The organism is Micromonospora sp. M42 (assembly GCF_000568915.1).
Classification (GTDB): domain Bacteria; phylum Actinomycetota; class Actinomycetes; order Mycobacteriales; family Micromonosporaceae; genus Micromonospora; species Micromonospora chalcea.
The window spans coordinates 2,665,904-2,688,293 of the sequence record NZ_KK037233.1; the positions used below are offsets into that span (position 1 = coordinate 2,665,904).

The 22,390-nt window shown below is 73.6% G+C and carries 14 protein-coding genes and 2 pseudogenes; 6 read left to right on the plus strand and 10 right to left on the minus strand.

Going from position 1 to position 22,390, the window contains the following annotated elements; translation table 11 throughout:
- Positions 1 to 986 (minus strand): annotated as a pseudogene (locus tag MCBG_RS33010) (hypothetical protein); the annotation flags it as partial.
- Between the two features lie 234 nt (positions 987 to 1,220).
- Here MCBG_RS33010 and MCBG_RS12000 point away from each other — a divergent pair.
- The 4 genes and pseudogenes from MCBG_RS12000 to MCBG_RS12015 all read left to right on the plus strand — a co-directional run bounded on the left by MCBG_RS12000 (position 1,221) and on the right by MCBG_RS12015 (position 6,864).
- Positions 1,221 to 2,539, plus strand: a pseudogene (locus MCBG_RS12000) (HRDC domain-containing protein).
- A gap of 101 nt (positions 2,540 to 2,640) precedes the next feature.
- Complete coding sequence (locus MCBG_RS12005) at positions 2,641 to 3,834, plus strand: thiolase family protein (protein WP_043325649.1); 1,194 nt, start codon at positions 2,641 to 2,643, stop codon at positions 3,832 to 3,834.
- The gene (locus MCBG_RS12010) at positions 3,831 to 5,897 is read left to right on the plus strand and encodes a 3-hydroxyacyl-CoA dehydrogenase NAD-binding domain-containing protein (protein ID WP_043325651.1); all 2,067 of its coding nucleotides are present in this window, start codon (positions 3,831 to 3,833) and stop codon (positions 5,895 to 5,897) included. The genes MCBG_RS12005 and MCBG_RS12010 overlap by 4 nt, the downstream gene beginning before the upstream one ends.
- 127 nt (positions 5,898 to 6,024) lie before the next feature.
- Positions 6,025 to 6,864 carry a hypothetical protein gene (locus tag MCBG_RS12015; protein ID WP_223201196.1) on the plus strand — a complete coding sequence of 280 codons (840 nt, stop codon included), beginning with the start codon at positions 6,025 to 6,027 and terminating at the stop codon, positions 6,862 to 6,864.
- Between the two features lie 56 nt (positions 6,865 to 6,920).
- Here the strand turns inward: MCBG_RS12015 and MCBG_RS12020 are convergent, their stop codons facing one another.
- The 4 genes from MCBG_RS12020 to MCBG_RS12035 form a co-directional block, all read right to left on the minus strand.
- A complete protein-coding gene (locus MCBG_RS12020) occupies positions 6,921 to 7,307 on the minus strand; it encodes a VOC family protein (RefSeq protein ID WP_043325653.1) in 387 nt (128 codons plus the stop codon).
- A gap of 248 nt (positions 7,308 to 7,555) precedes the next feature.
- Entirely contained in the window at positions 7,556 to 10,102 is a 2,547-nt protein-coding gene (locus tag MCBG_RS12025) for a malectin domain-containing carbohydrate-binding protein (RefSeq protein WP_043325654.1), read from the minus strand.
- Positions 10,103 to 10,307: 205 nt separating this feature from the next.
- The gene (locus MCBG_RS12030; protein ID WP_176722869.1) at positions 10,308 to 11,465 is read right to left on the minus strand and encodes a sensor histidine kinase; all 1,158 of its coding nucleotides are present in this window, start codon (positions 11,463 to 11,465) and stop codon (positions 10,308 to 10,310) included.
- 2 nt (positions 11,466 to 11,467) lie between these two features.
- Positions 11,468 to 12,133 (minus strand): response regulator transcription factor, encoded by a 666-nt coding sequence (locus MCBG_RS12035; protein WP_043325656.1) that lies wholly within the window; start codon positions 12,131 to 12,133, stop codon positions 11,468 to 11,470.
- 634 nt (positions 12,134 to 12,767) lie between these two features.
- Here MCBG_RS12035 and MCBG_RS12040 point away from each other — a divergent pair.
- The gene (locus tag MCBG_RS12040) at positions 12,768 to 13,958 is read left to right on the plus strand and encodes a C39 family peptidase (RefSeq protein WP_043325657.1); all 1,191 of its coding nucleotides are present in this window, start codon (positions 12,768 to 12,770) and stop codon (positions 13,956 to 13,958) included.
- Here MCBG_RS12040 and MCBG_RS12045 read toward each other — a convergent pair whose 3' ends face one another.
- The 3 genes from MCBG_RS12045 to MCBG_RS12055 all read right to left on the minus strand — a co-directional run bounded on the left by MCBG_RS12045 (position 13,959) and on the right by MCBG_RS12055 (position 16,525).
- Positions 13,959 to 14,810: an outer membrane protein assembly factor BamB family protein gene (locus MCBG_RS12045; RefSeq protein WP_223201197.1), complete on the minus strand. Its 852-nt coding sequence runs from the start codon at positions 14,808 to 14,810 to the stop codon at positions 13,959 to 13,961.
- Positions 14,811 to 14,942: 132 nt separating this feature from the next.
- Positions 14,943 to 15,482, minus strand: a complete 540-nt coding sequence (locus MCBG_RS12050; protein ID WP_043325659.1) for a PQQ-binding-like beta-propeller repeat protein — start codon at positions 15,480 to 15,482, stop codon at positions 14,943 to 14,945.
- Positions 15,479 to 16,525, minus strand: coding sequence for an outer membrane protein assembly factor BamB family protein (locus tag MCBG_RS12055; protein WP_369799300.1), 1,047 nt, complete (start codon positions 16,523 to 16,525; stop codon positions 15,479 to 15,481). The genes MCBG_RS12050 and MCBG_RS12055 overlap by 4 nt, the downstream gene beginning before the upstream one ends.
- A 283-nt stretch (positions 16,526 to 16,808) precedes the next feature.
- Between MCBG_RS12055 and MCBG_RS12060 the strand changes: the two genes are divergently transcribed.
- The gene (locus MCBG_RS12060; RefSeq protein WP_181373762.1) at positions 16,809 to 18,677 is read left to right on the plus strand and encodes a hypothetical protein; all 1,869 of its coding nucleotides are present in this window, start codon (positions 16,809 to 16,811) and stop codon (positions 18,675 to 18,677) included.
- 21 nt (positions 18,678 to 18,698) lie between these two features.
- Here the strand turns inward: MCBG_RS12060 and MCBG_RS12065 are convergent, their stop codons facing one another.
- Together MCBG_RS12065 and MCBG_RS12070 are read right to left on the minus strand one after the other, a co-directional pair.
- Positions 18,699 to 20,462, minus strand: coding sequence for a hypothetical protein (locus MCBG_RS12065; protein ID WP_223201198.1), 1,764 nt, complete (start codon positions 20,460 to 20,462; stop codon positions 18,699 to 18,701).
- The gene (locus MCBG_RS12070; protein ID WP_223201441.1) at positions 20,426 to 22,177 is read right to left on the minus strand and encodes a glycosyltransferase family protein; all 1,752 of its coding nucleotides are present in this window, start codon (positions 22,175 to 22,177) and stop codon (positions 20,426 to 20,428) included. The genes MCBG_RS12065 and MCBG_RS12070 overlap by 37 nt, the downstream gene beginning before the upstream one ends.
- Positions 22,178 to 22,390: the final 213 nt, after the last annotated feature.

The following is a 22,390-nucleotide window of genomic DNA, read 5'->3' on the forward strand; positions in this document are numbered from 1 at the left end:
CCCTCGGCCATCCGCTTGTCGGCGGCGGCGAGCCGGTCGTCGAGCCGGTAGATCTGGTACGCCTGCACGCCGCTGACCACCGCCAGCACGGCGGCCAGGGCCAGCGCCACCACCGCGAGCCGGCTGCGCCGGGGGGCGCGCTCCGGCGGACCGAGCGGCGCGCCGAAGCCGGAGACCTGCTGACCCGGGTACGCCGCCGGCTGGCCGGGATAGGACGGCGCGGACACCGGCTGGCCCGGATAGGCGGGCGCGGAGACCGGCCGGCCCGGGTAGGACGAGCCGGAGCCGGACGGGGCGCCGGAGTGCCGGTCCGCGTACGGCGACGAGGCCTGGCCCGGGAACGACTGTGACCCGGCGGGCGCCTGGCCCGGGTAGGCCGGGGCGGACTGGGCCGGTGCCGAGCCGAAGGAGGACTGCCCCGGCTGGGCCGACGGCGTGCCGTAGGAGGACTGACCCGGCTGGGCCGGCGCGCCGCCGAACGACGACGGGCCCGGCTGGGACGGCGCGGCGCCGAACGACGGCTGGGACGGCGCGGGCGGGGTCGCGACACCCGACGACGCGGAGTAGGCGGCCGACGGCGACGCCCCGGCCGCGTCGGCGCGGCCCGGGTAACCGGCGGACGGCTGCGCGGTCGCCCGCGCCGGATGACCCGCGCCCGAGGACGGGGCGGGGTAGCTCGTGCCCGAGGACGCCGGGTAGCTCCCCCCGGACGATCCCGGGTAGCTCGCGCCCGGCGACGTGGTCGGGTAGCCCGCGCCCGGCGACGTGGCCGGGTAGCCCGTGCCCGGCGCCGCGTGGCCTCCGGTGCCGGCGCCGCTCCACGACGCGCCGACACCGCCCGCGGTCGACCCGGGCACGGTCGACCCGGACAGTGGAGCCGGACCGCCGGGCGGGTCGAAGCGTGGCGGCAGCGGGCCCGGCCGATCGGCCGTCGGGTCACCGCCCTGCCCCGGCACGCCGTCGCCGGTTCCGTACCCGCCTGTCATGCTCGACCGTCCTCCCCGTCGGCTTCGCCGACGCCCCCGACCGCTGTCGTCCGGCCCTGTGCGCCGCTCGCGGCTCGATGGACCGTACCGGCGGAAACGGGCTTTGTCTCCCCCGCTGTCCGACCCTCTCACGGCCCCGCAACCCGGTTCGTTCCGGACACCTGACGGACACCGCGCCGACACGCGCCGGACCGGCTGCGCACACCGGATCGTCCGGCCTACTAGGGTTGTCAGGTGACCGACGAACCACCCCTGCGCCGTCGGGCCGCCGAAAGCCGTACGGGAGAGGTCTCCGCCGATCCGACGTCGGCCCTGCCGGAGCCGGCGGACGCGGGGACCGAGACCGAGCCGGGCGCGGCCGTCCCCCTGACCGCGCCGCGCGACGGCACGCCCGCCCCGGTGGCCACACCGGCCGAGTTGAACGAGGTCGTGGCCCGTTTCGCGGGCGGCACCGGCCCGGTGGCCCTGGACGCCGAACGCGCCTCCGGCTACCGCTACAGCCAGCGCGCCTACCTGGTGCAGTTGCGCCGCGTCGGCGCCGGCACCGCGCTCATCGACCCGCTGCCGCTGCCCGACCTGTCCGCCCTCGACGAGGCGATCGCCGAGACCGAGTGGGTGCTGCACGCGGCCAGCCAGGACCTCGCCTGCCTGGCCGAGCTGGGCCTGCGCCCGCGCCGGCTGTTCGACACCGAACTGGCCGCCCGGCTGGCGGGATTCGAGCGGGTCGGCCTGGCCGCGCTGACCGAACAGCTGCTCGGGTTCAGCCTGGAGAAGCACCACTCCGCCGCGGACTGGTCCAGCCGGCCGCTGCCGGAGTCCTGGCTGACGTACGCGGCGCTGGACGTCGAACTGCTGGTGGACCTGCGCGACGCGCTGGACGAGGAGCTGGGGCGGCAGGGCAAGTCCGGCTGGGCGGCGGAGGAGTTCGACGCGCTGGTGCGCAACGGCGCCCGTCCGCCGCGCGTGCGCGCCGAGCCGTGGCGGCGCACGTCCGGCATCCACCGGGTACGCGGCGCGCGCGCCCAGGCCCGGGTGCGGTCCCTCTGGTACGCGCGGGACCAGATCGCCGCCCGCCGGGACGCCGCGCCGGGCCGGGTGCTGCCCGACTCGGCCATCGTGGCCGCCGCCGAGCTGGACCCGAAGGACGAGAAGACGCTGCTCACGCTCCCCGTTTCGGTGGGCGCTCGGTGCGCGGCCTGGCGCGTCCCTGGCTGGCGCGCCTCGACGATGCGCGCAATTTGCCGGACGAACGCGCTGCCGATGAGCCGGACGTTGGAGGGGCCACCGCCGCCGCACCGCTGGGCGAGCGCGAACCGGTGGCGCCGCGTCGGCTGAACCGGTCCCGGGAGGTGTGGTCGTCACCGCCGGGGCGCACTGCTGCCGGCGGAGACCTGATCGCGCGGTACTCGATCCGCCGGCTGGCGTGGCAGCCACCCGCGGAGATCACCGACGACACCGTGGCGGAGGCGCTGCGCGCCTTCGGCGCCCGCGAGTGGCAAATCGGGCTTCTGCTGCCCGCTCTTACCGAGGCGCTGCGGACCCCCCAGCAGTAACGTCGGTGGCAGGTGTGAGGTGGGCCACGCGAGGGGTGGTGCCACGTTTGGTTACTGGCGAGTAGCATCCGGGGAAATGCCCGTGCCGAGGGAGGCTCCAAGTGCCCCGTGAAGTCCGGGATGTCGTCTTCGTCGACGGCGTCCGTACCCCGTTCGGCAAGGCGGGTGGGATGTACGCCAACACCCGCGCCGACGATCTGGTGATCCGCTGCATCCGCGAGCTGATGCGCCGCAACCCGCAACTGCCGCCGGAGAAGGTGGAGGAGGTGGCGATCGCCGCCACCACCCAGATCGGTGACCAGGGCCTGACCATCGGCCGTACCGCCGCCCTGCTGGCCGGCCTGCCCAAGACCGTGCCCGGCTTCGCCATCGACCGGATGTGCGCCGGCGCGATGACCGCCGTCACCACGGTGGCCAGCGGCATCGCCATGGGCGCGTACGACGTGGCAATCGCCGGCGGCGTCGAGCACATGGGCCGCCACCCGATGGGCGAGGGCGTCGACCCCAACCCGCGCATCGTCGCGGAGAAGCTCGTCGACCCGTCCGCCCTGGTGATGGGCTCCACCGCGGAGAACCTGCACGACCGCGTCCCGCACATCACCAAGGAGCGCACCGACGCGTTCGCGCTGGCGTCGCAGCAGAAGACCGCCAAGGCGTACGCCAACGGCAAGCTCCAGGGTGACCTGGTGCCGGTGGCGACCCGCGACCCGGAGGCGGGCTGGGGCCTGGCCACCGTGGACGAGGCGCCCCGCGACACCTCCATGGAGAAGCTGGCGAGCCTGAAGACCCCGTTCCGGCCGCACGGCAAGGTCACCGCCGGTAACGCGGCCGGCCTGAACGACGGCGCCACCGCCGCGCTGCTGGTGGCCGAGGAGACCGCCCGTGAGCTGGGCCTGCCGGTCGGCATGCGCCTGGTGTCGTTCGGCTTCGTCGGCGTCGAGCCCGAGGTGATGGGCGTCGGCCCGATCCCGTCGACCGAGAAGGCGCTGCGCATCGCCGGCCTGAGCATCGACGACATCGGCCTGTTCGAGCTGAACGAGGCGTTCGCGGTGCAGGTGCTCGCCTTCCTGGACCACTTCGGCATCGCCGACGACGACCCGCGGGTCAACCAGTGGGGCGGCGCGATCGCCATCGGCCACCCGCTCGCGTCCTCCGGCGTCCGGCTGATGACCCAGCTCGCCCGCCAGTTCGCCGAGCACCCCGAGGTCCGCTACGGCCTCACCGCCATGTGCATCGGCATCGGCATGGGCGGCACCGTGATCTGGGAGAACCCGCACTGGGAGGGCAACAAGTGAGCGCGCTCGCCGCACCGAACGAGGTCGTCACCAAGGCGCTGCTGCGCCAGGTGGCGGTACCCGGGCTGGACCGGCCCGCCGCCCTCATCACGCTCGACAACGGCTTCGACCACACCAAGCCGAACAGCTTCGGCCCGGGCGGTCTGACCAGCCTGGACGAGGCGATCACCGCCGCGCTCGCGGCGGAGCCGGCGTTCATCGCGGTCACCGGCAAGCCGTACATCTTCTGCGTGGGCGCGGACATCACCAGCCTGCCCGCGCTGGAGAACCGGGAGCAGGCGCTGGAGATCGGGCGGCTCGGCCACCGGGTCTTCGCCCGGCTCAAGGACAGCGCCGTCCCCACGTTCGCGTTCGTCAACGGCGCGGCGATGGGCGGCGGCCTGGAGCTGGCGCTGCACTGCCACTACCGGACGCTGTCGGCGGGCGCGGCGGCCCTGGCGCTGCCCGAGGTCTCGCTCGGCCTGATCCCCGGCTGGGGCGGTACGCAGCTGCTGCCGAACCTGATCGGCATCCCGGCCGCCACCCAGGTGATCATCCAGAACCCGCTGATGCAGAACAAGATGCTCAAGCCGAAGCAGGCTGCCGAGATGGGCATCGCGGACGTGCTGCTGGAGCCGGCCGACTTCCTGGAGCGGTCGCTGGAGTGGGCCGCCGGCGTGGTCCGGGGCGAGGTCACGGTGACCCGTCCCGAGGTCGACAAGGACATGTGGGCGGGCGTGCTCTACTTCGCCCGGCAGACCCTGGACCAGCGGCTGCACGGCGCGGTCCCGTCCGCGTACAAGGCGCTGGACCTGCTGGAAACGGCGAAGGACGCCGACTTCGCCACCGGCACCGCGGCGGAGGACGAGGCCCTCGCGGACCTGGTCTTCTCCGAGGAGCTGCGCAGCGGCCTGTACGCCTTCGACCTGGTGCAGCGACGGGCCAAGCGCCCGGCCGGCGCGCCGGACAAGGGCCTGGCCCGCCCGGTCACCAAGGTGGGCATCGTCGGCGCCGGTCTGATGGCCAGCCAGCTCGCGCTGCTGTTCGCCCGGCGGCTGCAGGTGCCGGTCGTCATGACCGACCTGGACCAGTCCCGGGTGGACAAGGGTGTCGGCTACGTGCACACCCAGATCGAGAAGGCCGTCAGCAAGGGCCGGATGGACAAGGGCACCGCCGCCAAGCTGTACGGCCTGGTCAGCGGCTCGGTCGACAAGTCCGTGTTCGCCGACGCCGACTTCGTCATCGAGGCCGTGTTCGAGGACCTGGGCGTCAAGAAGCAGGTCTGGGCCGAGCTGGAGAAGATCGTCAAGCCGGAGGCGGTGCTCGCCACCAACACCAGCTCGCTGTCCATCACCGAGATGGCCGCCGAGCTGGAGCACCCGGAGCGGGTGGTCGGCTTCCACTTCTTCAACCCGGTCGCGGTGCTGCCGCTGCTGGAGATCGTCCGCGGCGAGCGGACCGACGACGCCACGCTGGCCACCGCGTTCGCTGTCGGCAAGCAGCTCAAGAAGTCGTCGGTGCTGGTGAAGGACGCCCCGGCGTTCGTGGTGAACCGGCTGCTGACCCGCTTCCTCGGCACCGTGTTCGCGGCCGTCGACCAGGGCACCCCGCTGGACGTGGCGAACAGCGCGCTGGACCCGCTGGGCCTGCCCATGCGTCCGCTGGCGCTGCTGCAGCTCGTCGGCCCGGCCGTGGCGTACCACGTCGGCGGCACCCTGCACGAGGCGTTCCCGGACCGGTTCGGGGTCAGCGAGAACCTCAAGCGGATCGCCGACTCGGGCAAGCCGATCGTGGTCGACGACCAGATCAACGACGAGGTGGCGAAGCTGCTGGTGGTCGGCGACGAGCCGCTCACCGGCGAGCAGGTCCGGCAGAACGCGCTGGACGCGTTGGCGCAGGAGATCCGGCTCATGCTCGACGAGGGCGTCGTCGCCGAGGCGCAGGACATCGACCTGTGCATGATTCTCGGCGCCGGCTGGCCGTTCCACCTGGGCGGCGTGACGCCGTACCTGGACCGGACCGGCACCTCCGAGCGGGTGACCGGCAAGCGGTTCCTGCCGCGCGGCGTGGCCAGCCTGCGCTGACCGATACCGCATCGATCGCGGTGGTCGGGCTGTCCGAGACGGACGCCCGGCCACCGCGATCGGCGTTTCGCGGGCAGGTCACGGGTCGGATGCGGTTTCGTCCCACCGGCCTTCCACGGACAGCGGCATGTCGGTGCTCCTGGCTACGATCACGCCTTCAGTTTTCTCACAGGAGCTGCCTACATGTCCCAGCCGCCGTCCAATCCCTACCCCGGCCACTACCCGCCGCCCCAGCACCAGCCCGGCGGCTTCCAGCCGCCCCCAGCAGCCGCAGTACGGCGGTGGCTACCCGCAGGCTCCGCAGCAGCCCCAGTACGGCGCTGACTACCCGCAGATCCCGCAGCAGCCCCAGTACGGCAACCAGTTCGGCGCGCCGGTCCCGCCGAAGAAGTCCGGCGTCGGCAAGATCCTGCTGATCGTCCTCGCGGTGGTCCTGGTGCTCTGCGTCGGTGGCGGCATCGTCACCTGGCTCGTCACCAAGGACACCGTCGGCGAGGTGGTCACCGCCACCAAGACCCGGGTGGTCGAGCCGCAGACGCTCGGCGGCCGGCCGAAGGTCACCGACCCTCAGCTGCAGAACGCCGCGACGCAGATGAAGGCCTCGCTCAGCAAGGACGTGCCGGACGCGACGAGCACGGCCGGCGCCTTCTACGGCAACCCGGAGAAGAAAGACCTGGTCATGATCGTCGCCGTGTCCGGCGTCATGGCCGACCCGAAGAAGGAACTGGACGACGCCGCCACGGCGGTCACGCCGGACCTGGCCACCAAGGACTTCAAGACGGTCGACCCGGGCCCGCTTGGCGGCGACGCCAAGTGCTCCGACGGCAAGGCCTCGGGTGAGCAGGTGGCCGTCTGCATCTGGGCCGACCGGGGCAGCCTCGGCATGGTGGTCGTCTACTTCAAGTCCGCGGCCGAGCTCCAGAAGGAGTTCGTCACGATGCGCGGCGAGATCGAGAAGCAGGGCTGACACCGCTACGCACCGGGCCCCCGCCGCGACGGCGGGGGCCCGGTGTCGTTTCCGGATCAGGCGGACTCGGCCCGTTCGGCAGGGCTCCGGCAGACGCAGAACTCGTTGCCCTCGGGGTCGGCCAGCACCACCCAGCCGCTGCCGTCCGGCCGGCGCCGGTCGGCCACCAGCGTGGCGCCGAGGTCACGCAGCCGCGCCACCTCCTCGTCGCGGGTGCCCTCGGCCGCGTGCAGGTCGATGTGGAACGCGCCCTTGCCGTGCCGCTCGCCCACCCGGACGAACAACAGGTCGGGGCCGTCGCCGGCGGGCGCGGCGAGGACCGCCTCCGGGTCGTCCGGGTGGTCGTCGTCGGCGAGCCGGCGGTCGAGCACCCGGGCCCACCATCCGGCGAGGGTGTACGGGTCGTCGGACTCGACTGTCACGCAATGGAACTGTGCACTCATCGGTGCTTCCTCCTGTGGGGTACGCGCCCCGGCGGAGTGGGAACGTCAGCGGGGAACGCGGGGCGCGGGACGGTTCACGAAAGACATCGACCACACCCCCTTCCACCTCATCGGGCTGACCGGTTGATCATTCCACCGCCCTCCGGCGCCGGCAACCCCGCCCCGCCGCAAGGAAGGGCCCCTTGTTAACACCTGCGTGTTAACAAGGGGCCCTTCCTCTACCGGAGGCGTTAAGAAGGTGCCCTTCCTTACGGGCCGACGAACACCGCCTTCGCGCGCCAGTCGACGCCGTCGATCGCCGGGCCGCTGCGCACGGTGAACGTCGCGGCCGGCACGCCGTTCACCCAGTCGGTGGCGGCCAGGTCACCGGTGTTGCGGTTGACCTTGTAGAGCGTGCCGCCGGAGACGAAGACCGCGCCCGCGTCGGCGAACCCGCTCGCCCCGGACACCGTGAACCGGTCGGCGCCGACGACGCCGCTGTCCGGGGTGAACCAGCGCCAGAACAGTCCGTTCTGCCCGTTGAGCGTGTAGTAAAGCCGCCCGCCGGAGAAGAACATGCCGGTCACGTTCGGGATCTCGGCGTAGAAGCCGGTGGTCGCGCCGACGTACGTCTGCCCGGTCGGCCCGGAGTTGGTGATCACGTTGTCCCAGTACGGGTCGTGGTACGGGTCCACCAGTTCCGGCGTGCCGAACGTGGTGCCGTTGAACGTACGCCGCCACAGCGCGCCGTCGGCGCCGTAGAACACCGTCCCGCCGACCCAGAACGCGTTGCGCGCGCCCGCCCAGACGGTGCCGTCCGGGTCGGTCACCGGGTCCGGCGCGCCGACCGTGCTCTGCCCGTCGTACGAGCGCACCTGCACCGGCGAGCTGGCCGGGGCGGGCGGGGGCCCGGTCTTGACGATCTCGACGGCGTTCACCAGCGGGTTCTCCCGCACGTGGCGGAACTCCACGTCGATCGAGCCGTCGCTGACCACCGTGAACTCCCGCATGGTGCCCACGTTGTGCCCGGCGGTGGCGGACAGGTCGAGGTCGTCGAGGACGACAGCACCCTCCAGCGCCACGTCGAAGATCCGCGTGCCGGCGTTGGCGGTGCCCGCGTACCGGTTGGCCATGTAGAGCCGCACGTGCACCTCGGTGCCGTTGGGCACCGGGAACTGCCAGGTCATCTCCGCACCGCCGGACGGGTCGTACCGCTCGTGGTTGTAGAGCTCGACCGGGGTGCCGGCCGGCACCGTCGAGTCCAGGCTCGCGGCGGTGGTGTAGCTGGAGACGCTGCTGCCGGTGTTGTGGTACGGGCTGGGGCTGGAGCTGGTGTCGGCCGCCCAGTCCGGCCCGCCGTCGGTGGCGGCGACGGACGAGCCGCCGGCGTTCACCCGGTACAGCACGTTCGTCGGCTGCGGCAGGCCCGCCTGGTAGACGTTGCCGGGCAGGGTGGCCGTGGTGGTGGGGTGCACCGCCGTCCCGCCGGCCAGCGGGAAGAACGCGATCCGCTCCCGGCGGTACTGGAAGTTGCCGATCCACAGCGTGTCGCCGCCGACCCAGAGCCCGGTCGGCGTGACGAGCATCTCGGAGGCGCCGATGCCGCGCGGGTGGCGGCCGGGGTTCCAGGACAGCGGCAGGCCGTTGGCCGGGTCGAGCGCGGCGATGCTGGCCCGGCCGACCGCGCCGGCCCGGGCGTTGTCGGTGCCGGTGGTGTTGTTGAGCCAGCGGAGGTGGCCGCCGACGTAGACCGCCTCTTCGCTGATGCCGACGGACAGGAACGTGTCGCCGCCGCTGTAGTCGACCCAGGTCGGCTGGAGAGCGGAGCCGGTCGCGCCGGCCTCCCAGCGGGCCGCGGTGTCGCAGAGCGTTCCGCTGTACGGCGCGCCGGTGGTGACCACCACGAAGTAGCTGTTGTCCGGGGAGAACGCGACGTCACGGACGTACGAGTCGAAGGACTGCCACTTGCAGCGCGGCGTGTAGCGGGCCGTGTTCCAGTCCGCGACGGTGGCGGCGGTGGCACCCAGGTCGATCTTGACGATCTGGTCGTGCAGCACCCCGTCGGCCTTCTTGAAGTTGCCGATGACGACGAGCTGCGTGCCGTCCGGGGAGACGGCGAGCTTCTCCGCGCCGACGCCGGCCTTGGCGCCGCTGACCCCGTCCCAGTTGTGGTTCTCGGTCAGCGTGGTGGTGAGGTAGCTGTCCACGGCGCCGGTGGTGGCGTTGAGCGACGCCAGTCCGCCGCGCGGGTTGGGGTTGCCGGCCGTGGTGAAGATGCCGCCGACCAGCAGCCGGTTGCCGACCAGCGCGATGTCCTTGATGAGCCCGTTGAACGCGGGCGGCGCGAAGCTGGTGACGACCGCCCCGGTGTTGACGTCGAGCAGGGCCACCTTGCGCCGGGTCACGCCGTTGACGGTGTTGAACTTGCCGGCGACGAAGACCGTGTTCGCCGTGGGCCCGCCCGTGACCGCTGTCACCTCGTTGTCGAGCGTGGGCGCGAACGCGGTGTCCACCGCGCCGGTGGCCTTGTCGAACGCGAGCAGGTAGTCGCGGGGGATGTCGACGTCGGAGTTGCGGTTCTGCACACGGGTGAAGGAGCCGCCCGCGATGATCTTCGTACCGGCGTCGTGGATCGCGTCGACCGAGCCGTCCTGGACGTCGGGCGAGGCCGTGGAGGGGACGGTGTGGACCACTTTGTCGTGGCCGGGCGCGGCGGCGGCCGCGGGCGTGGCCGGAGAGAGGCCGACGACGGTGAGGGCGCCGGCGGTGAGGACCGCGAGAAGACGGCGGCGGCGCGGGGCCGAGAGGTGGGTCACGGGCAGCTCCGGTGGGTGAGCAGGGTGAGGCGTCGCTGCGCTTACTCTCCGTTGATCACCGCTCCGCGTCCAGCGTGAGCCGAGCATTCTGCCCGACCACCGTGCCGCCGGGGGCCGACCACCGCCGGGTCCGGCCAGGACAGCCGAGGCTGTCCGCACGAAAAGGTGAGGCCGCCTCACCGGCTGGACGGGTCGGGATGGGCGGTCAGGTGGCCGCGGGCGGGTCGGCCGACGGAAGCGTGACGGTCACCTCCAGGCCGCCACCGGGCTGGGCGACCGCCTTCACCGTGCCGCCGTGCGCGTCGCAGACGGCCCGCACGATCGACAGACCGAGCCCGGAGCCGCGAGCACCGGTGCGTTCCTGGCCGCCGCGCCGGAACGGCTCGAACAGCCCGGGTACGTCGGCGGGGGCGACCTCGAAGCCGGTGTTCCCCACCACCAGCCAGGACCGCTGCCCGTCGGTGCCGGTGCGCACCCAGATCCGCCCGTGCAGGTGGTTGTAGCGGACCGCGTTCTCCACCAGGTTGCCGGCCAGCCGGTCGAGCAGCCCCGGGTCACCGACCACCGGCGCCGGACGCAGCGACGTGTGCACCTTCAGGCCGATCCGCTCGACCTCCCGGGACACCGCGGACAGCGCGTTGGCGGTGCCGACGGCGAGGTCCGACTCCGCGCGCCGGGCCAGCCGCCGGCCGGTCTGGGCCTCGCTGCGGGCCAGCACCAGCAGCGCGTCGACCAGGCCGTTGGCCCGCTCCGAGGCGTCCCGCACCACCCCGGCCATGCGGCGGTACTCGGCGAGGTCGGCGTCGTCGTCGCTGAGCGTCACGTCGATTTCGGTACGCATCACCGCGAGCGGCGTCCGCAGCTCGTGCGAGGCGTTCGCGACGAACCGTTTCTGTGCCTCGAACGCGCCGCTGATCCGGTCCAGCATCGCGTCGAACGTCTCGGCCAGCTCGGCCACCTCGTCGTCGGCGCCGGACCAGCCGATCCGCTCGTCGAGCGTGGCCTCGCCGAGCCGGCGCGCGGTGGCTGTCACCTGGTGCAGCGGGCGCAGCGCCCGGCCGGCCACCAGGTACGCCCCGGCCACCCCGACGACGCTGATCGCCACGAGCGCGAGCAGCCCCTTGACCAGCAGTTCCTGCGACGCCGCGTCGACCAGTTGCCGCTGCCACTGCCCGGCGTCGAGGGTACGGCCGTCGGTGAGCACCACTGTGGTGCCGGGCAGCAGCTCGTCGGTGGGGCGCAGCGCGTCGCGGACCAGCAGCCAGGCCAGCAGCACCAGGATCGCCCCGGCGCCGACCAGCAGGACGCCGTTGAGCAGGGTCAGCCGCAGCCGCAGCGTCGGCCGCACCCGCCGGGTGCCCACGCTCACTGCGTGCGGCCGATCCGGTAGCCCGCCCCGACCACCGTGTCGATGAGCGGCGGGTCGCCCAGCTTCTTGCGCAGCGTCATCACGGTGACCCGGACGATCGTGGTGAACGGGTCGGTGTTGGCGTCCCAGACCCGTTCCAGCAGCTCCTCGCTGGACACCACCGCGCCGCGCGCCTTGAGCAGCTCGGCGAGCACGCCGAACTCCTTGTTGGTGAGGTCGAGCGGCACGCCACCACGGGTGACCACCCGCCGGGCCGGGTCGAGCACCAGGTCGGCCACCTCCAGCACCGGCGGCGCGGCCGGGGTGGCCCGGCGCCCGAGCGCCTGCACCCGCGCCACCAGCTCGTCGAACGCGAACGGCTTGGCCAGGTAGTCGTCGGCGCCGAGCTGCAGCCCCTCCACCCGGTCGGCGACGGTGCCGCTCGCGGTGAGCATCAGCACCCGGGTCAGCGCGCCGGAGGCGGCCAGATCGGCGCAGATCTGGTCGCCGTGCACACCCGGCAGGTCGCGGTCCAGGATCACCACGTCGTACCGGGTGACGAACGCCGCCTCGTGGCCGGCGTCGCCGTCGTACGCGACGTCCACCGCCATCCCGCGCTTGCGCAGCCCGCGCGCGATCGCGTCGGCGAGGTTGCGCTCGTCCTCGACCACCAGTACCCGCATCCCGGCCTCCCGCCTCGTGACCTCTGACAACCTAGTGCCGCCGGCCAAGCGTGTCGCCGGAGGAGCTGCTCCGGCGGCGCATGATCCGCCCGCCGTCCACCGGGTCGATCTTCCGCACCTGCGCGGATTTCTGTGACTGTCAGTGAGATTGGCGACGGCGCGCCGCTGCGTCACTCACTGTCACCGACGGTTGCTCCTCCACGCGAGACTGCCGCCGAGTCAGAAGCCGTTGACCTGCAGATATGCCAATTCGGCCGTCGGGATCTGCGATGCCCTTCCGTCGACTTTGCTCTGCAGCCCGATACGCACTTGTTGCGGTGAGTCACCGTTGCGTCGATGGCTGCAGAGCAAAGTCGGCGCAGGGTGAACCCCGGGAGCTCGCGTCACGGTTACCTTCGGTGACGAAAGTGCAGTCAGTTGGGCCGCCCCATCGACTCGCTACGCCCCTGATCACACCGGGCCCGGCGAGCAGGCGGACCCTCCCGCGCGGCTGGCCCGAACCCACTGGCCGACCGGTCCAGCGCGGGGCCCGCACCCACCGCCGTTGCACAAAACCTTCGGGTACGCGATGCTCAGCGGCAATGATCGACAAGCACGCGGTCGAGGCACCCGATCCACGCCGGGCGGCACCCCGATGACCGGCCGCGACATCGCGTACCGCCGGTTCCGTTTCCCGGCGGACCGGGACGTGGGCCTCGCCGACGGGCTCACCGCGGGGCCGGACGGGCTGGCGCTCGACGGCGCGCCCGGCCGCCTGACCCACACCGATCCGCACTCCGGGACCACCGCCGAGTACGCCGCCGGGAGCTGGACCTCCCCGGTGACGCCGCTCGGCTTCGCCGCCGTCGAGCTGGTGCCCTCCTGGACCGCGCACACGCCGCCCGGCTGCTGGCTGCGCGTGGAGCTGCGCGGCTGGGCCGGCGACGCGGCCTCCACCGGCTGGTACGAGCTGGGCCACTGGGCCGCCGACGACAGCGCGGTGCACCGGGCGTCCGTACCCGGGCAGGCGGACGACCGGGCGCGGGTGGCCGCCGACACGCTGCGGGTGACCGGCGCGACGGTGACCGGCTGGCAGGTGCGGGTGACGCTGCTGCGCCGCCTCGACGCGGCGGACGGCCCGGCGCTGCGCACGATCGGCGTGGTCGCCTCCACCGACCCGCCCGGCGTCGGACAACGAGCCGTCGCAAGAACCGATGCCGGCGCGGGCGGCGCGCGAGGGCGGGTGCTGGACGTGCCGCGCTACGCGCAGCGGCTGCACGCCACCGGGGAGACCCGCTGGGGCGGTGGCGGTGACTCCTGGTGCAGTCCCACCTGCGTGTCGATGGTGCTCGACTTCTGGGGCGCGGGCCCCACCCCGGACCGGTACGCCTGGGTGACGCCGCCCGGCCCCCGCCCGCGGGTGGTGCACGCCGCCCGGCACTGCTTCGACCACGCGTACGCCGGAGCGGGGAACTGGCCGTTCAACACCGCGTACGCGGCGACGCACGGGGTGGACGCGTTCGTCACCCGGCTGCGTTCGCTGGCCGAGGCGGAACTGTTCGTGGCCGCCGGCATCCCGCTGATCGTCTCGGCGGCGTTCGCCGCCGGGCAGGTGCCGGGGCTGGACTACGACACCCGGGGGCACCTCATCGTGCTGGTCGGCTTCACCGCCGACGGCGATCCGGTGCTGAACGACCCGTACGCGCCGGACGACGAGCGGGTCCGCCGCACCGTGCCGCGCGCGCCGTTCGAGCGCGCCTGGCAGGTGGGCAGCGGCGGCATCGCGTACGTGCTGCGGCCCGAGTCGACGCCCCTGCCGCCGCCACCGGCGCAGGCCAACTGGTGATCAGCGTCCGGCCGGCCAGATCGCCATGCCGCCGGTCGGGCGCAGGCACACCAGCTGCGTACCCGTGTCCGCGCACTCGGACCAGGCGCCGGGCAGGATCCCCCGGATCCGCACCTGTCCGGCCGCCACGTCCAGCGCGCCGACGAGCGTCCGGTCCTCGGTGAGCGTGCGCAGCCCGAGCAGCGGCCCGGACGGGAGGTCGTTGCCCGAGACGCGCCAGCGGCCCAGCCGGGCCAGCACCCGGCCGGTCGGCGGGTCCAGCGCCGACAGTTCCAGCTCCTCCCCGACCCCGCGCTCGGCGGCGATCAGCCGGTCGCCGACCGGTCCCATCCCGAGCCACCGCTCGTCGGTCCAGGCCGGGCGGCCGGTGGCCGGATCGAGGGCCTGCGCGCCGCCCACCTGGTTGCGCAGGCACACCATCCCGGCGCAGTCGGCGAACCAGAGTCCGGCGCGGGAGCCGACCGGCAGGCTCCACCGTTCCTCGAGCCGGTCCAGCCCGTACCCGGTGACCGAGCCCCGGGCGTCCTCGACCAGCAGCAGATCGGCCACCACCTGGGCGTACCGGTAGGCGGCACGGCCGGCCGCGGGCGCCACCCGGCCGGTGTGCGCGACGGTGCCCGCGTCCGCGTCGTACACGGTCACCCGGCCCTGCGGGGTGACCAGGACGAGCTGTGTCACCCCGTGGTCGTCGCGGCGGTACCCCACCTCCTGGCCCGGTACGGGCAGCGTCCACCGCACCGCGCCGGAGGCCGGGTCCACGGCCCGTACGGTGCCCGCGCCGGGCGGGCGGGGGTTCTCCAGCAGCAGCCCCGTAGGGTACGTAGACGTGATCCAAGTGAATCGGCCATACATACCCGAAAATCGTGATAATTCGCGTGGTTGGTTAAGAAGATAGTGTGGTCCCTGTGACGTAATTATCAAACTATGGGAAGGCTCTGAAAGTAGGTTGCTGCACCAATGATAGATATGATGGTGACCTTGTCTTTATTTGTGGGGGGGAGCGAAAAGCACATTTCGGGCGGGGGTTCTCCAGCAGCAGCCCGCCGGAGGCGGTCGGACCGGGTATCCGGGATGCCGCCAGCGCAGCGTGCCGGTCGCCGGGTCGAGCATCGCCGACACCGAGTCACCGTCCCCGGCCGGGCTGCTCGTCACCAGCAGTCCCCCGGCCACGGTGGTGAGGCCGAGCACGTGGTCGCCGTCGGTCAGCGCGAACCGCCACGCCGGTTCCCCGCCGGGCAGCCGGTACGCGGCGACCACCCGCCCGCCCCGGCCGGTCGCGCCGGGGCCGTCGGCCACCACCACCCGGTCCGGCCGGACCACGAACGCCGCGCCCTGCGGGGCGGGAATCCGGATCGGCACGGGCCGGCGCGGCGGCCCGGCGGCAGCGTGCACGACGAGCAGCACCAGTACGCCGAGCAGCGCCACCCGGACCGCCGGGCCGGGCGGCCGGCGGGGCGGCGCGGGTTCCGGCTCGTCGGCGGACTCGCCGTGCCGCATCTCGCCCAGTTCGATCACCGGGCTCACGGCAGCCGCCGCACCACGTAGTCACCTGCGGGCCTGCGGCAGACCAGCAGCGTCACGCCGGTCGTGCAGTCGGTCCCGGTGATCACTCCCCTGATCGGGGGCGGACCGCCGGACAGGTCCATCTCGGCCAGGAGCTGCCGGCCGCCGCCCAGCAGCCGGGTGGCCAGCAGCGGGCCGCCGGACCCGTGCTGCGGGGCCAGGGTCCAGCCGCCCAGCTCGGCGATCAGACGCCCGTCGGCCTGGCCGAGCACCGCCAGGCCGCCAGCGCCGATCGCGGTGTCGCCGACGAGCAGCCGGTCGTCGCGCGCCGCCACGACGCGCGCCCACCGGTCCACGCTCCAGCGCACGGCGCCGGTCGCCGGGTCGAGCGCTGTCATCCCGGCGCCCGGCCGGACGGCGCAGAGCAGGGCACCGCACCTGTCGACGTTGTCGACGAGCTTCTGTTCGACGGTCCAGCGCGGTCGCAGCGTGTCCAGGTCGTACGCCTCGATGAGCCCGCCGCCGATCTCCAGCAGCAGCCCGGCCACGGTCATCACGTGGCGCGGGCCGGGCGGTCGAACCGGGTGCAGGTCCCGGGCCGCGACCCGCGCGCCGGTGCGCGCGTCCACGACCACCACCTGCCCGGTGGCCGGCCACAACAGCATGCGTTCCGTCCCGGAGCCGTAATCGAACCCCAGCATGCCCGTCGAGGGCAGCGTCCACATCGTCCTTCCGTCGGCCGGGTCGACCCGGGTGATCGACGGGCGGGGGTCGGACGCGGCGGACTGCGACAGCAGCACCCGGCCGACCGCGAACGCGACGCCGCGCCGGCGCCAGACGTCCACGCCGGTGGCCGCGTCGTACGTCACCGTCTCCCAGTCCTCGTCGCCGCCGGCCGGGCCGGCCACCATCACCCGGCCGTCCTGCTCCCACACCGACACGGCGGTGCCGATGCCGGGCAGCGGACTGCGCCACAGTTCCCGCCCTTCGCGGTAGGCGACGATCTCCCGCCCGTCACCGCGGTTCGGCCGCACCACGTACACCACGTCGCCGGAGACGAACACGGCCGAGCCCAGGCCGCCGGGCAGCGTCCACTCCGCCGGTCCTCGCGGCGGCGCGGCGGCGGTGAGCGTGAGCAGCGCCAGCAGCAGGAGCGCCAGGGTGCGGGCCGGCCGGCCGACGCTGCGCGGCGGGCGGGGGGGCCGCCGGGGGCGGAGCGTCGTGACGCAACTCCCCCAGATCGATGACGGTCACGACCATCCTCTCCCGCGCGCCCGGCCGCCGTCCGGCCGTGACCGGCATTGCCACAATTCGCCTGTACGATGGCGCGTCGTGGCCGTGCCCGTGGTGGACCCCTCGTTGAACCCCTCGTCCGTCGAGACGGACGCCGTCGTGGCCGATCCGCCGCGCCGTGCCCGTCGCCGGCCGGCCCGCGCCGATCTGCTGGCCATCGGAGCCTATGTGCTGCTCGGTGTTCTCGTCTGCCTCAACTACTGGGGCGACGTGGAGCACCGGGTCTCCTCGCACCTGCCGACCGACCACAGCTGGTTCGAGTGGCTGTTCGCGCACGGCGCGTACTCGGTGCAGCACCTGGAGAACCCGCTGTTCACCACCCGGCAGAACGCGCCGGACGGGGTGAACATGATGGCGAACACCTCGCTGCTCGGGGTGACGCTGCCGCTTGCGCCACTGACCCTGCTGCTCGGCCCGCAGGTGATGTACGCGCTCTACCTGGGCGCGGCGCTGTCGGCGACCGCCGCCACGTCGTACTGGGTGCTGTCGCGGCACCTGGTCCGGTCCCGGGCCGCCGCGTTCGCCGGTGGCGCGTTCCTCGGCTTCGCGCCGGGCATCGTCCACCACGCGAACGGCCAGCCCAACTTCGTGTCGAACTTCCTGCTGCCGCTGATCGTGGCGCGGGTGCTGCGGCTGGGCGAGCCGGGGCGGTGGCGGCGCAACGGGCTGGCGCTCGGGCTGCTGGTGGCGTACCAGGTCTTCATCAACGAGGAGATGCTGCTGCTCACCGCGCTGGCCTGCCTGGTCGTCGTGGTGGCGTACGCGGTGCAGCGGCCCCGGGCGGCCCGCGAGCGGGCCGGGTCGTTCCTGGCCGCGCTCGGGCTCGGCGGCGGGCTGGCGCTGCTGCTGACCGCGTACCCGATCTGGTTCCAGTTCAACGGGCCGCAGTCCTACCGCGGATTGCAGGGCGGCGTCTTCCACAACTGGGGCGAGGACCTGGTGGCCTTCGTCACGTTCGCCCGGGACACGATCGCCGGTGACGAGGCGGTGGAGAAGACCATCGGGCTGACCGAGCAGAACACCTGGTTCGGCTGGCCGCTGGTGCTGGTGGCGCTGGGCGCGCTGGTGCTGCTGGTCCGCCGGTCGGTGCCGGCCCGGATCCTGGCCGTGCTGGTGGTCGTCTTCACGATCGCCTCGATCGGCCCGGTGGTGCGGTTCAACGGTGTGGAGACCGACGTCGACGGGCCGTGGGCGTACATTCCGGACGACCTGCCGCTGGTCGAGATGATGATGCCGACCCGGTTGAGCCTGGTCGTGGTGGCCGCCGTGGGTGTGCTGCTCGCCCTGGCGTGGGACGCGCTGGCCGGTGCCGGCCGTCCGCCGGTGCCCGCCCCCCGCGCCGCCGCCGACGACAGCACGGACGGCGACGGCGACGGGACGGCCGCGCGCGACACGCGCCGCCGGGTGCTGCGGCTGGCCGGGTACGCCGCGATCGTGGCCGCCCTGGTGCCGCTGATCCCGCGTCCGCTGCCGGCGGAACACATCGACCCGCCGCCGCGCTTCATCACCGCCGGTGGCTGGCGGCCGTACGTGCCGGAGGGCCGCACGCTGGTGCCGGTGCCGATCCCGAGCAACGTGCACGGGCTGCACACGCTGCGCTGGAGCGCGCTGACCGGGCACGAGTTCCCGATTCCGGGCGGCTACTTCATCGGCCCGAACGAGCGCGGTGAGGGTGTCTTCGGCGCGCCGAACCGCCCCACCAGCACGCTCATCTACTCCACGATGGACGCCAACGCGGTGCCGGAGATCACCGAGGAGAACCGCCGCCAGGCCGTGGACGACCTGCGCTTCTGGCGGGCGTCGGTGGTGGTGCTCGGGTCCGGTCCGCGCGAGGCGGTGCTGCGTGACCTGATGGCTGAGCTGCTCGGCCCGCCGCAGCGGGTGGACGACGTGTGGCTCTGGGACGTGCGCGACCGGGTCTGAGCCGGCGTCCCGGTCAGCCGGTCAGCGCCCGGACGTCCCACAGGTGCCCGCCGGGCACGTCCCGGCCGGGGCCGAGAAGTGCGTCCAGCGTGGCGCGTACCGGGTCGGCCGGCGTCGAGTCGGCCTGCACCAGCGCCGCCGCCCGCCAGTGCCGCAGGTCGGCGACCGCCTGCCGGCGTTCCGCGTCGCCGACCGGCGGCACCTGGCCGGTCTCGGCGGCCCGGCGCAGCAGCAGCGACGTGGCCGGTCCGGCGCGCCCCAGCGGGCGGCCGGGTCGTCCGCCGAGCGCGGCCGATGAAGTAGCCGCCCGCGTGTCGAACGCCAGCGCGTGCGCGCCGACCAGAACATGGCCGGGCTGACCGCCGCCCCGTTCACCGGCGGCACCGGCACCAGCGTGCGGCCCTGCGGCACGTACGCCTGCCAGCCGCCTCCGGACACGACGGCCGGGACCGGCGCGACCGGCACCGTGCGGATCGGGGTCGGCGTCAGCGGCAGCAGCGCGGCGGCGACCGCGCCGGCCCACGGCGCCCAGGCGCGCACGGCGCCGTGCCGGACCCGGTCGACTGCGAGCGCCAGCAGCACCCCGAGCACCGGTACGCACACCAGCGCGAAGCGCGCCGGCACCACCAGGTCCAGCAGCGGCGCCCCGGCGAGCAGGCGGTACGGGCCGGGCAGCCCGGTGTCGTCGCGGTTCACCACCACCGAGGCGCCGAGCGACAGCGCCGCGAACAGCAGGCCGCACGCGGCGAGCGCGCGTACCAGCGGCCGCCGCCACAGCCGTACCACGACGAGCAGCGCCAGCAGCGGCAGGAACGGGCCGAAGAACGAGTTCTGCTCGGTCGGGTTCGGCGACAGCAGCCCGGCCCGGTGGGCGTCCCCGGCGACGCTCTGCCGGGCGGAGGCGACGAACGAGACCAGGTCCAGCCGGTAGCCCCCGGTGTGGAACGGCATCCCCCGGTAGTGGCCCGGCCCGGCGAACTGGAACCACAGCGGGTACGCCAGCAGCACGCCCGCCACCAGCGCGCCGACGCCCAGCCGGCGGGCCACCACCGGCGCCAGGCGACGCGCGGCGGCCCGGTCGGCGAGCGCGTACGCCCCGGCGAACACCCCGGCGGCCAGCGCCAGGAAGACGAGCACCTCCTCGCCGAGGAACACCTGGTACGCGACGGCGAGCCCGAGCAGCACGCCGTCGCGGCGTACCCGGTCGGTGGCCGGGCGGAACACCAGCGCGAGGATCACCGGCACCAGGAACTGGGCGGCCATGTGCAGGTGCGCGCCGGCCTGCGCCACCATGCCCGGGGCGAAGCCGCAGACCAGGCCGCCCACCGCGGCGGCGGCCCGGGAGCGGACCAGCCGCCGGGCGAGCAGCGCGTACCAGGCGGTGGCGGTGCCGGCGAGGCTGATCGTCACGGCGACGAGGAACGCCGCCTGGGAGCCGAACGCGACGGTGACCGGGGTGAGCGGCACGCCCAGCCCGAGCACCGACGTGTTCGCCATCAGGTTCACCCCGTCCGGGGCGTTCAGCGCGGCGCTGTGCAGCGGGTTCTCGCCGCCGGTGACCGCGCGGGCGGCCCGGGCCAGCATCCACTCGAACAGGATCTGGTCGCCGGCCTGGTGGAACAGCCGTTCCGGGCGGCGCCACTGGTCGCTGGTGAGCAGCACCGCGAGCGCGAGGTAGCCGGCCACCACCAGCGCGTCGACCGGCCGGCGGCGGGGCGCGGGCGCGGGAGCGGGCTGCTCGGGTGCGGTCAGGCGGGCCGGCTGGTCAGTTTCCGCACGTCCCACAGCCACACGTCCAGCTCCTGCCGTCCGGGCCCGACCAGTTGCTCCACCGTGCGGCGCAGCGGCTCGGCGTTCTGCTCGGCCAGCGGCAGCACCACCACCGCCGCGTTCCAGTGCCGCAGCTCGTCCAGGTAGCGGCGGCGCTGCCGGTCGTCGAGCTTCGGCGTCCGGCCGGTGGACGACACCTCCCGCAGCATCTCGCCGATGCCGCTGGGCCGCCCGCCGAAGCGTCCCGGGTCTCCGGTGACGCCGTTGCGCGGGGCGAGGAAGTAGCCGCCGGGAATCTTGAAGTCGAGGTTGGTGCTGGCCGCCCAGCGCATCGGGTCGGTGTTGCCCATCGCCGGCACCGGCACGGACACGAGCGTCTGGTCCGGGCCGACGTACTGCCGCCACCGGTCGGCGGTGATGAACTTCGGCACCGGCTCCCGGGTGGTGACCCGCAACGGCATCGGCGCGATCGGCAGCAGCGCGAGGATCAGGCCGGCGGCGGTGAGCTTGCGGGCCGTCCGCCGGTCCACGCCCCGCAGCGCCCAGGCGCGGCGCACCGCGTACGCGAGCAGGATCGCCACCGTCACGCTGGTGATCAGGCCGAAGCGGGTGGGCACCACGGCGTCCAGCAGCGGCAGCCGCACCAGGAACTCCCACGGCCCGGTGACGAGTTCCCGGTCCCACCAGGAGATCCGCTCGCCGAGGGAGAGCACGGCGAAGAACAGCCCGGTCGCGGCCAGCGCCCGGACGATCACGTCGCGCCGCAGCCAGATCACGATGCCCACGGCAATCAGCGACAGGCTCCAGCCGAAGAACGCGTTCTCTTCCGAGTAGTTCGGGGCGAGGTTGACGTTGGCGCGCTCGTTGCCGCCGAACGTGGGCGAGCCGGGGGCGAAGTACGCGGCGATGTCGTTGCCGTAGTCGCGTACCGCGTCGCTGAGCCCGTGGTACGCCATCGGGCCGGCGAACTGCACATACAGCGGGTACGCCAGCAGCGCGCCGGCCAGCGCCGCGCAGACCGCCAGCCCGGCGCCGAGCGGACGCCACGCGGTCGTCCACCGCTCGCGCTGCTGCACCACCACGGCGATCAGGAACACGCCCAGCGCGAGCGCGGTGAAGAGCAGGATCTCCTCGTTGATGAACGCCTGCGCGGTGACCAGCAGCGCCAGCAGCACGCCGTCGCGCACCGGCCGGGTCGAGCGGGTCAGCACCAGCACCCGCCACACGATGAACGGCAGCAGGAACTGGCTGATGATGTTCGGATGCCAGTTGGCGTGCGACAGCATGGCCGGCGAGAACCCGCAGAACCAGGCCGCCACGGCGGCGGCCGGGCGGTGCCGGATCACGTGCCGGGACAGCACCCGGTACCAGGCGGCGGCGGTGCCGGCCAGGCCGAGCGTGACCAGCGTGACGAAGGAGACCGCCGGTCCGAACAGGAGGGTCAACGGCACCATCGGGATGCCCAGCGCCAGGATGGCGGTGTTCGCCATCAGGTTGACGCCGTCGGGGTAGTTGAACTGCTCGGTGAAGAACGGGAACTCGCCGTGCAGCACCACCCGTACCGAGTGGGCCAGGAAGAACTGCACCTGCGCCGGGTCGCTGCTGTAGAGCGCGGCGACCCGCCCGGCCGGGTCGGCCCAGATGCCGCTGGTCACCCAGATCGCGGCGAGCAGGAATCCGCCGTACACGATGAGGTCGATCCGGCGGCGGGTCCACCGCCACCGGCGCACGCGCCGCGCGCCCGGCGTGGCCGGCGCCTCGGGCTCGGCCGGCGGTTGCGGAGGTGTCGTGGTCGCCGGCTCCGGCTCGGCGACGGTGACCGGTGGTGGATCAAGGGTGACGGAGCGGTGGCCCGTCGGGGCGGCGGCGTCCGGCGTCGAGGCGCCGCGGGTCTCGGCAGGCGTCACAATCGGCGGAGTCTACCGGAGCCGGATATTGATACC

Excerpts from the sequence above, each read along its gene's own strand:
- MCBG_RS12015 (WP_223201196.1), top strand. The coding sequence starts at position 6,025 with ATGTCGGTGCTCCTGGCTACGATCACGCCTTCAGTTTTCTCACAGGAG.
- MCBG_RS12020 (WP_043325653.1), bottom strand. The coding sequence starts at position 7,307 with ATGAGTGCACAGTTCCATTGCGTGACAGTCGAGTCCGACGACCCGTAC.
- MCBG_RS12035 (WP_043325656.1), bottom strand. The coding sequence starts at position 12,133 with ATGCGGGTACTGGTGGTCGAGGACGAGCGCAACCTCGCCGACGCGATC.
- MCBG_RS12040 (WP_043325657.1), top strand. The coding sequence starts at position 12,768 with ATGACCGGCCGCGACATCGCGTACCGCCGGTTCCGTTTCCCGGCGGAC.
- MCBG_RS12045 (WP_223201197.1), bottom strand. The coding sequence starts at position 14,810 with ATGTATGGCCGATTCACTTGGATCACGTCTACGTACCCTACGGGGCTG.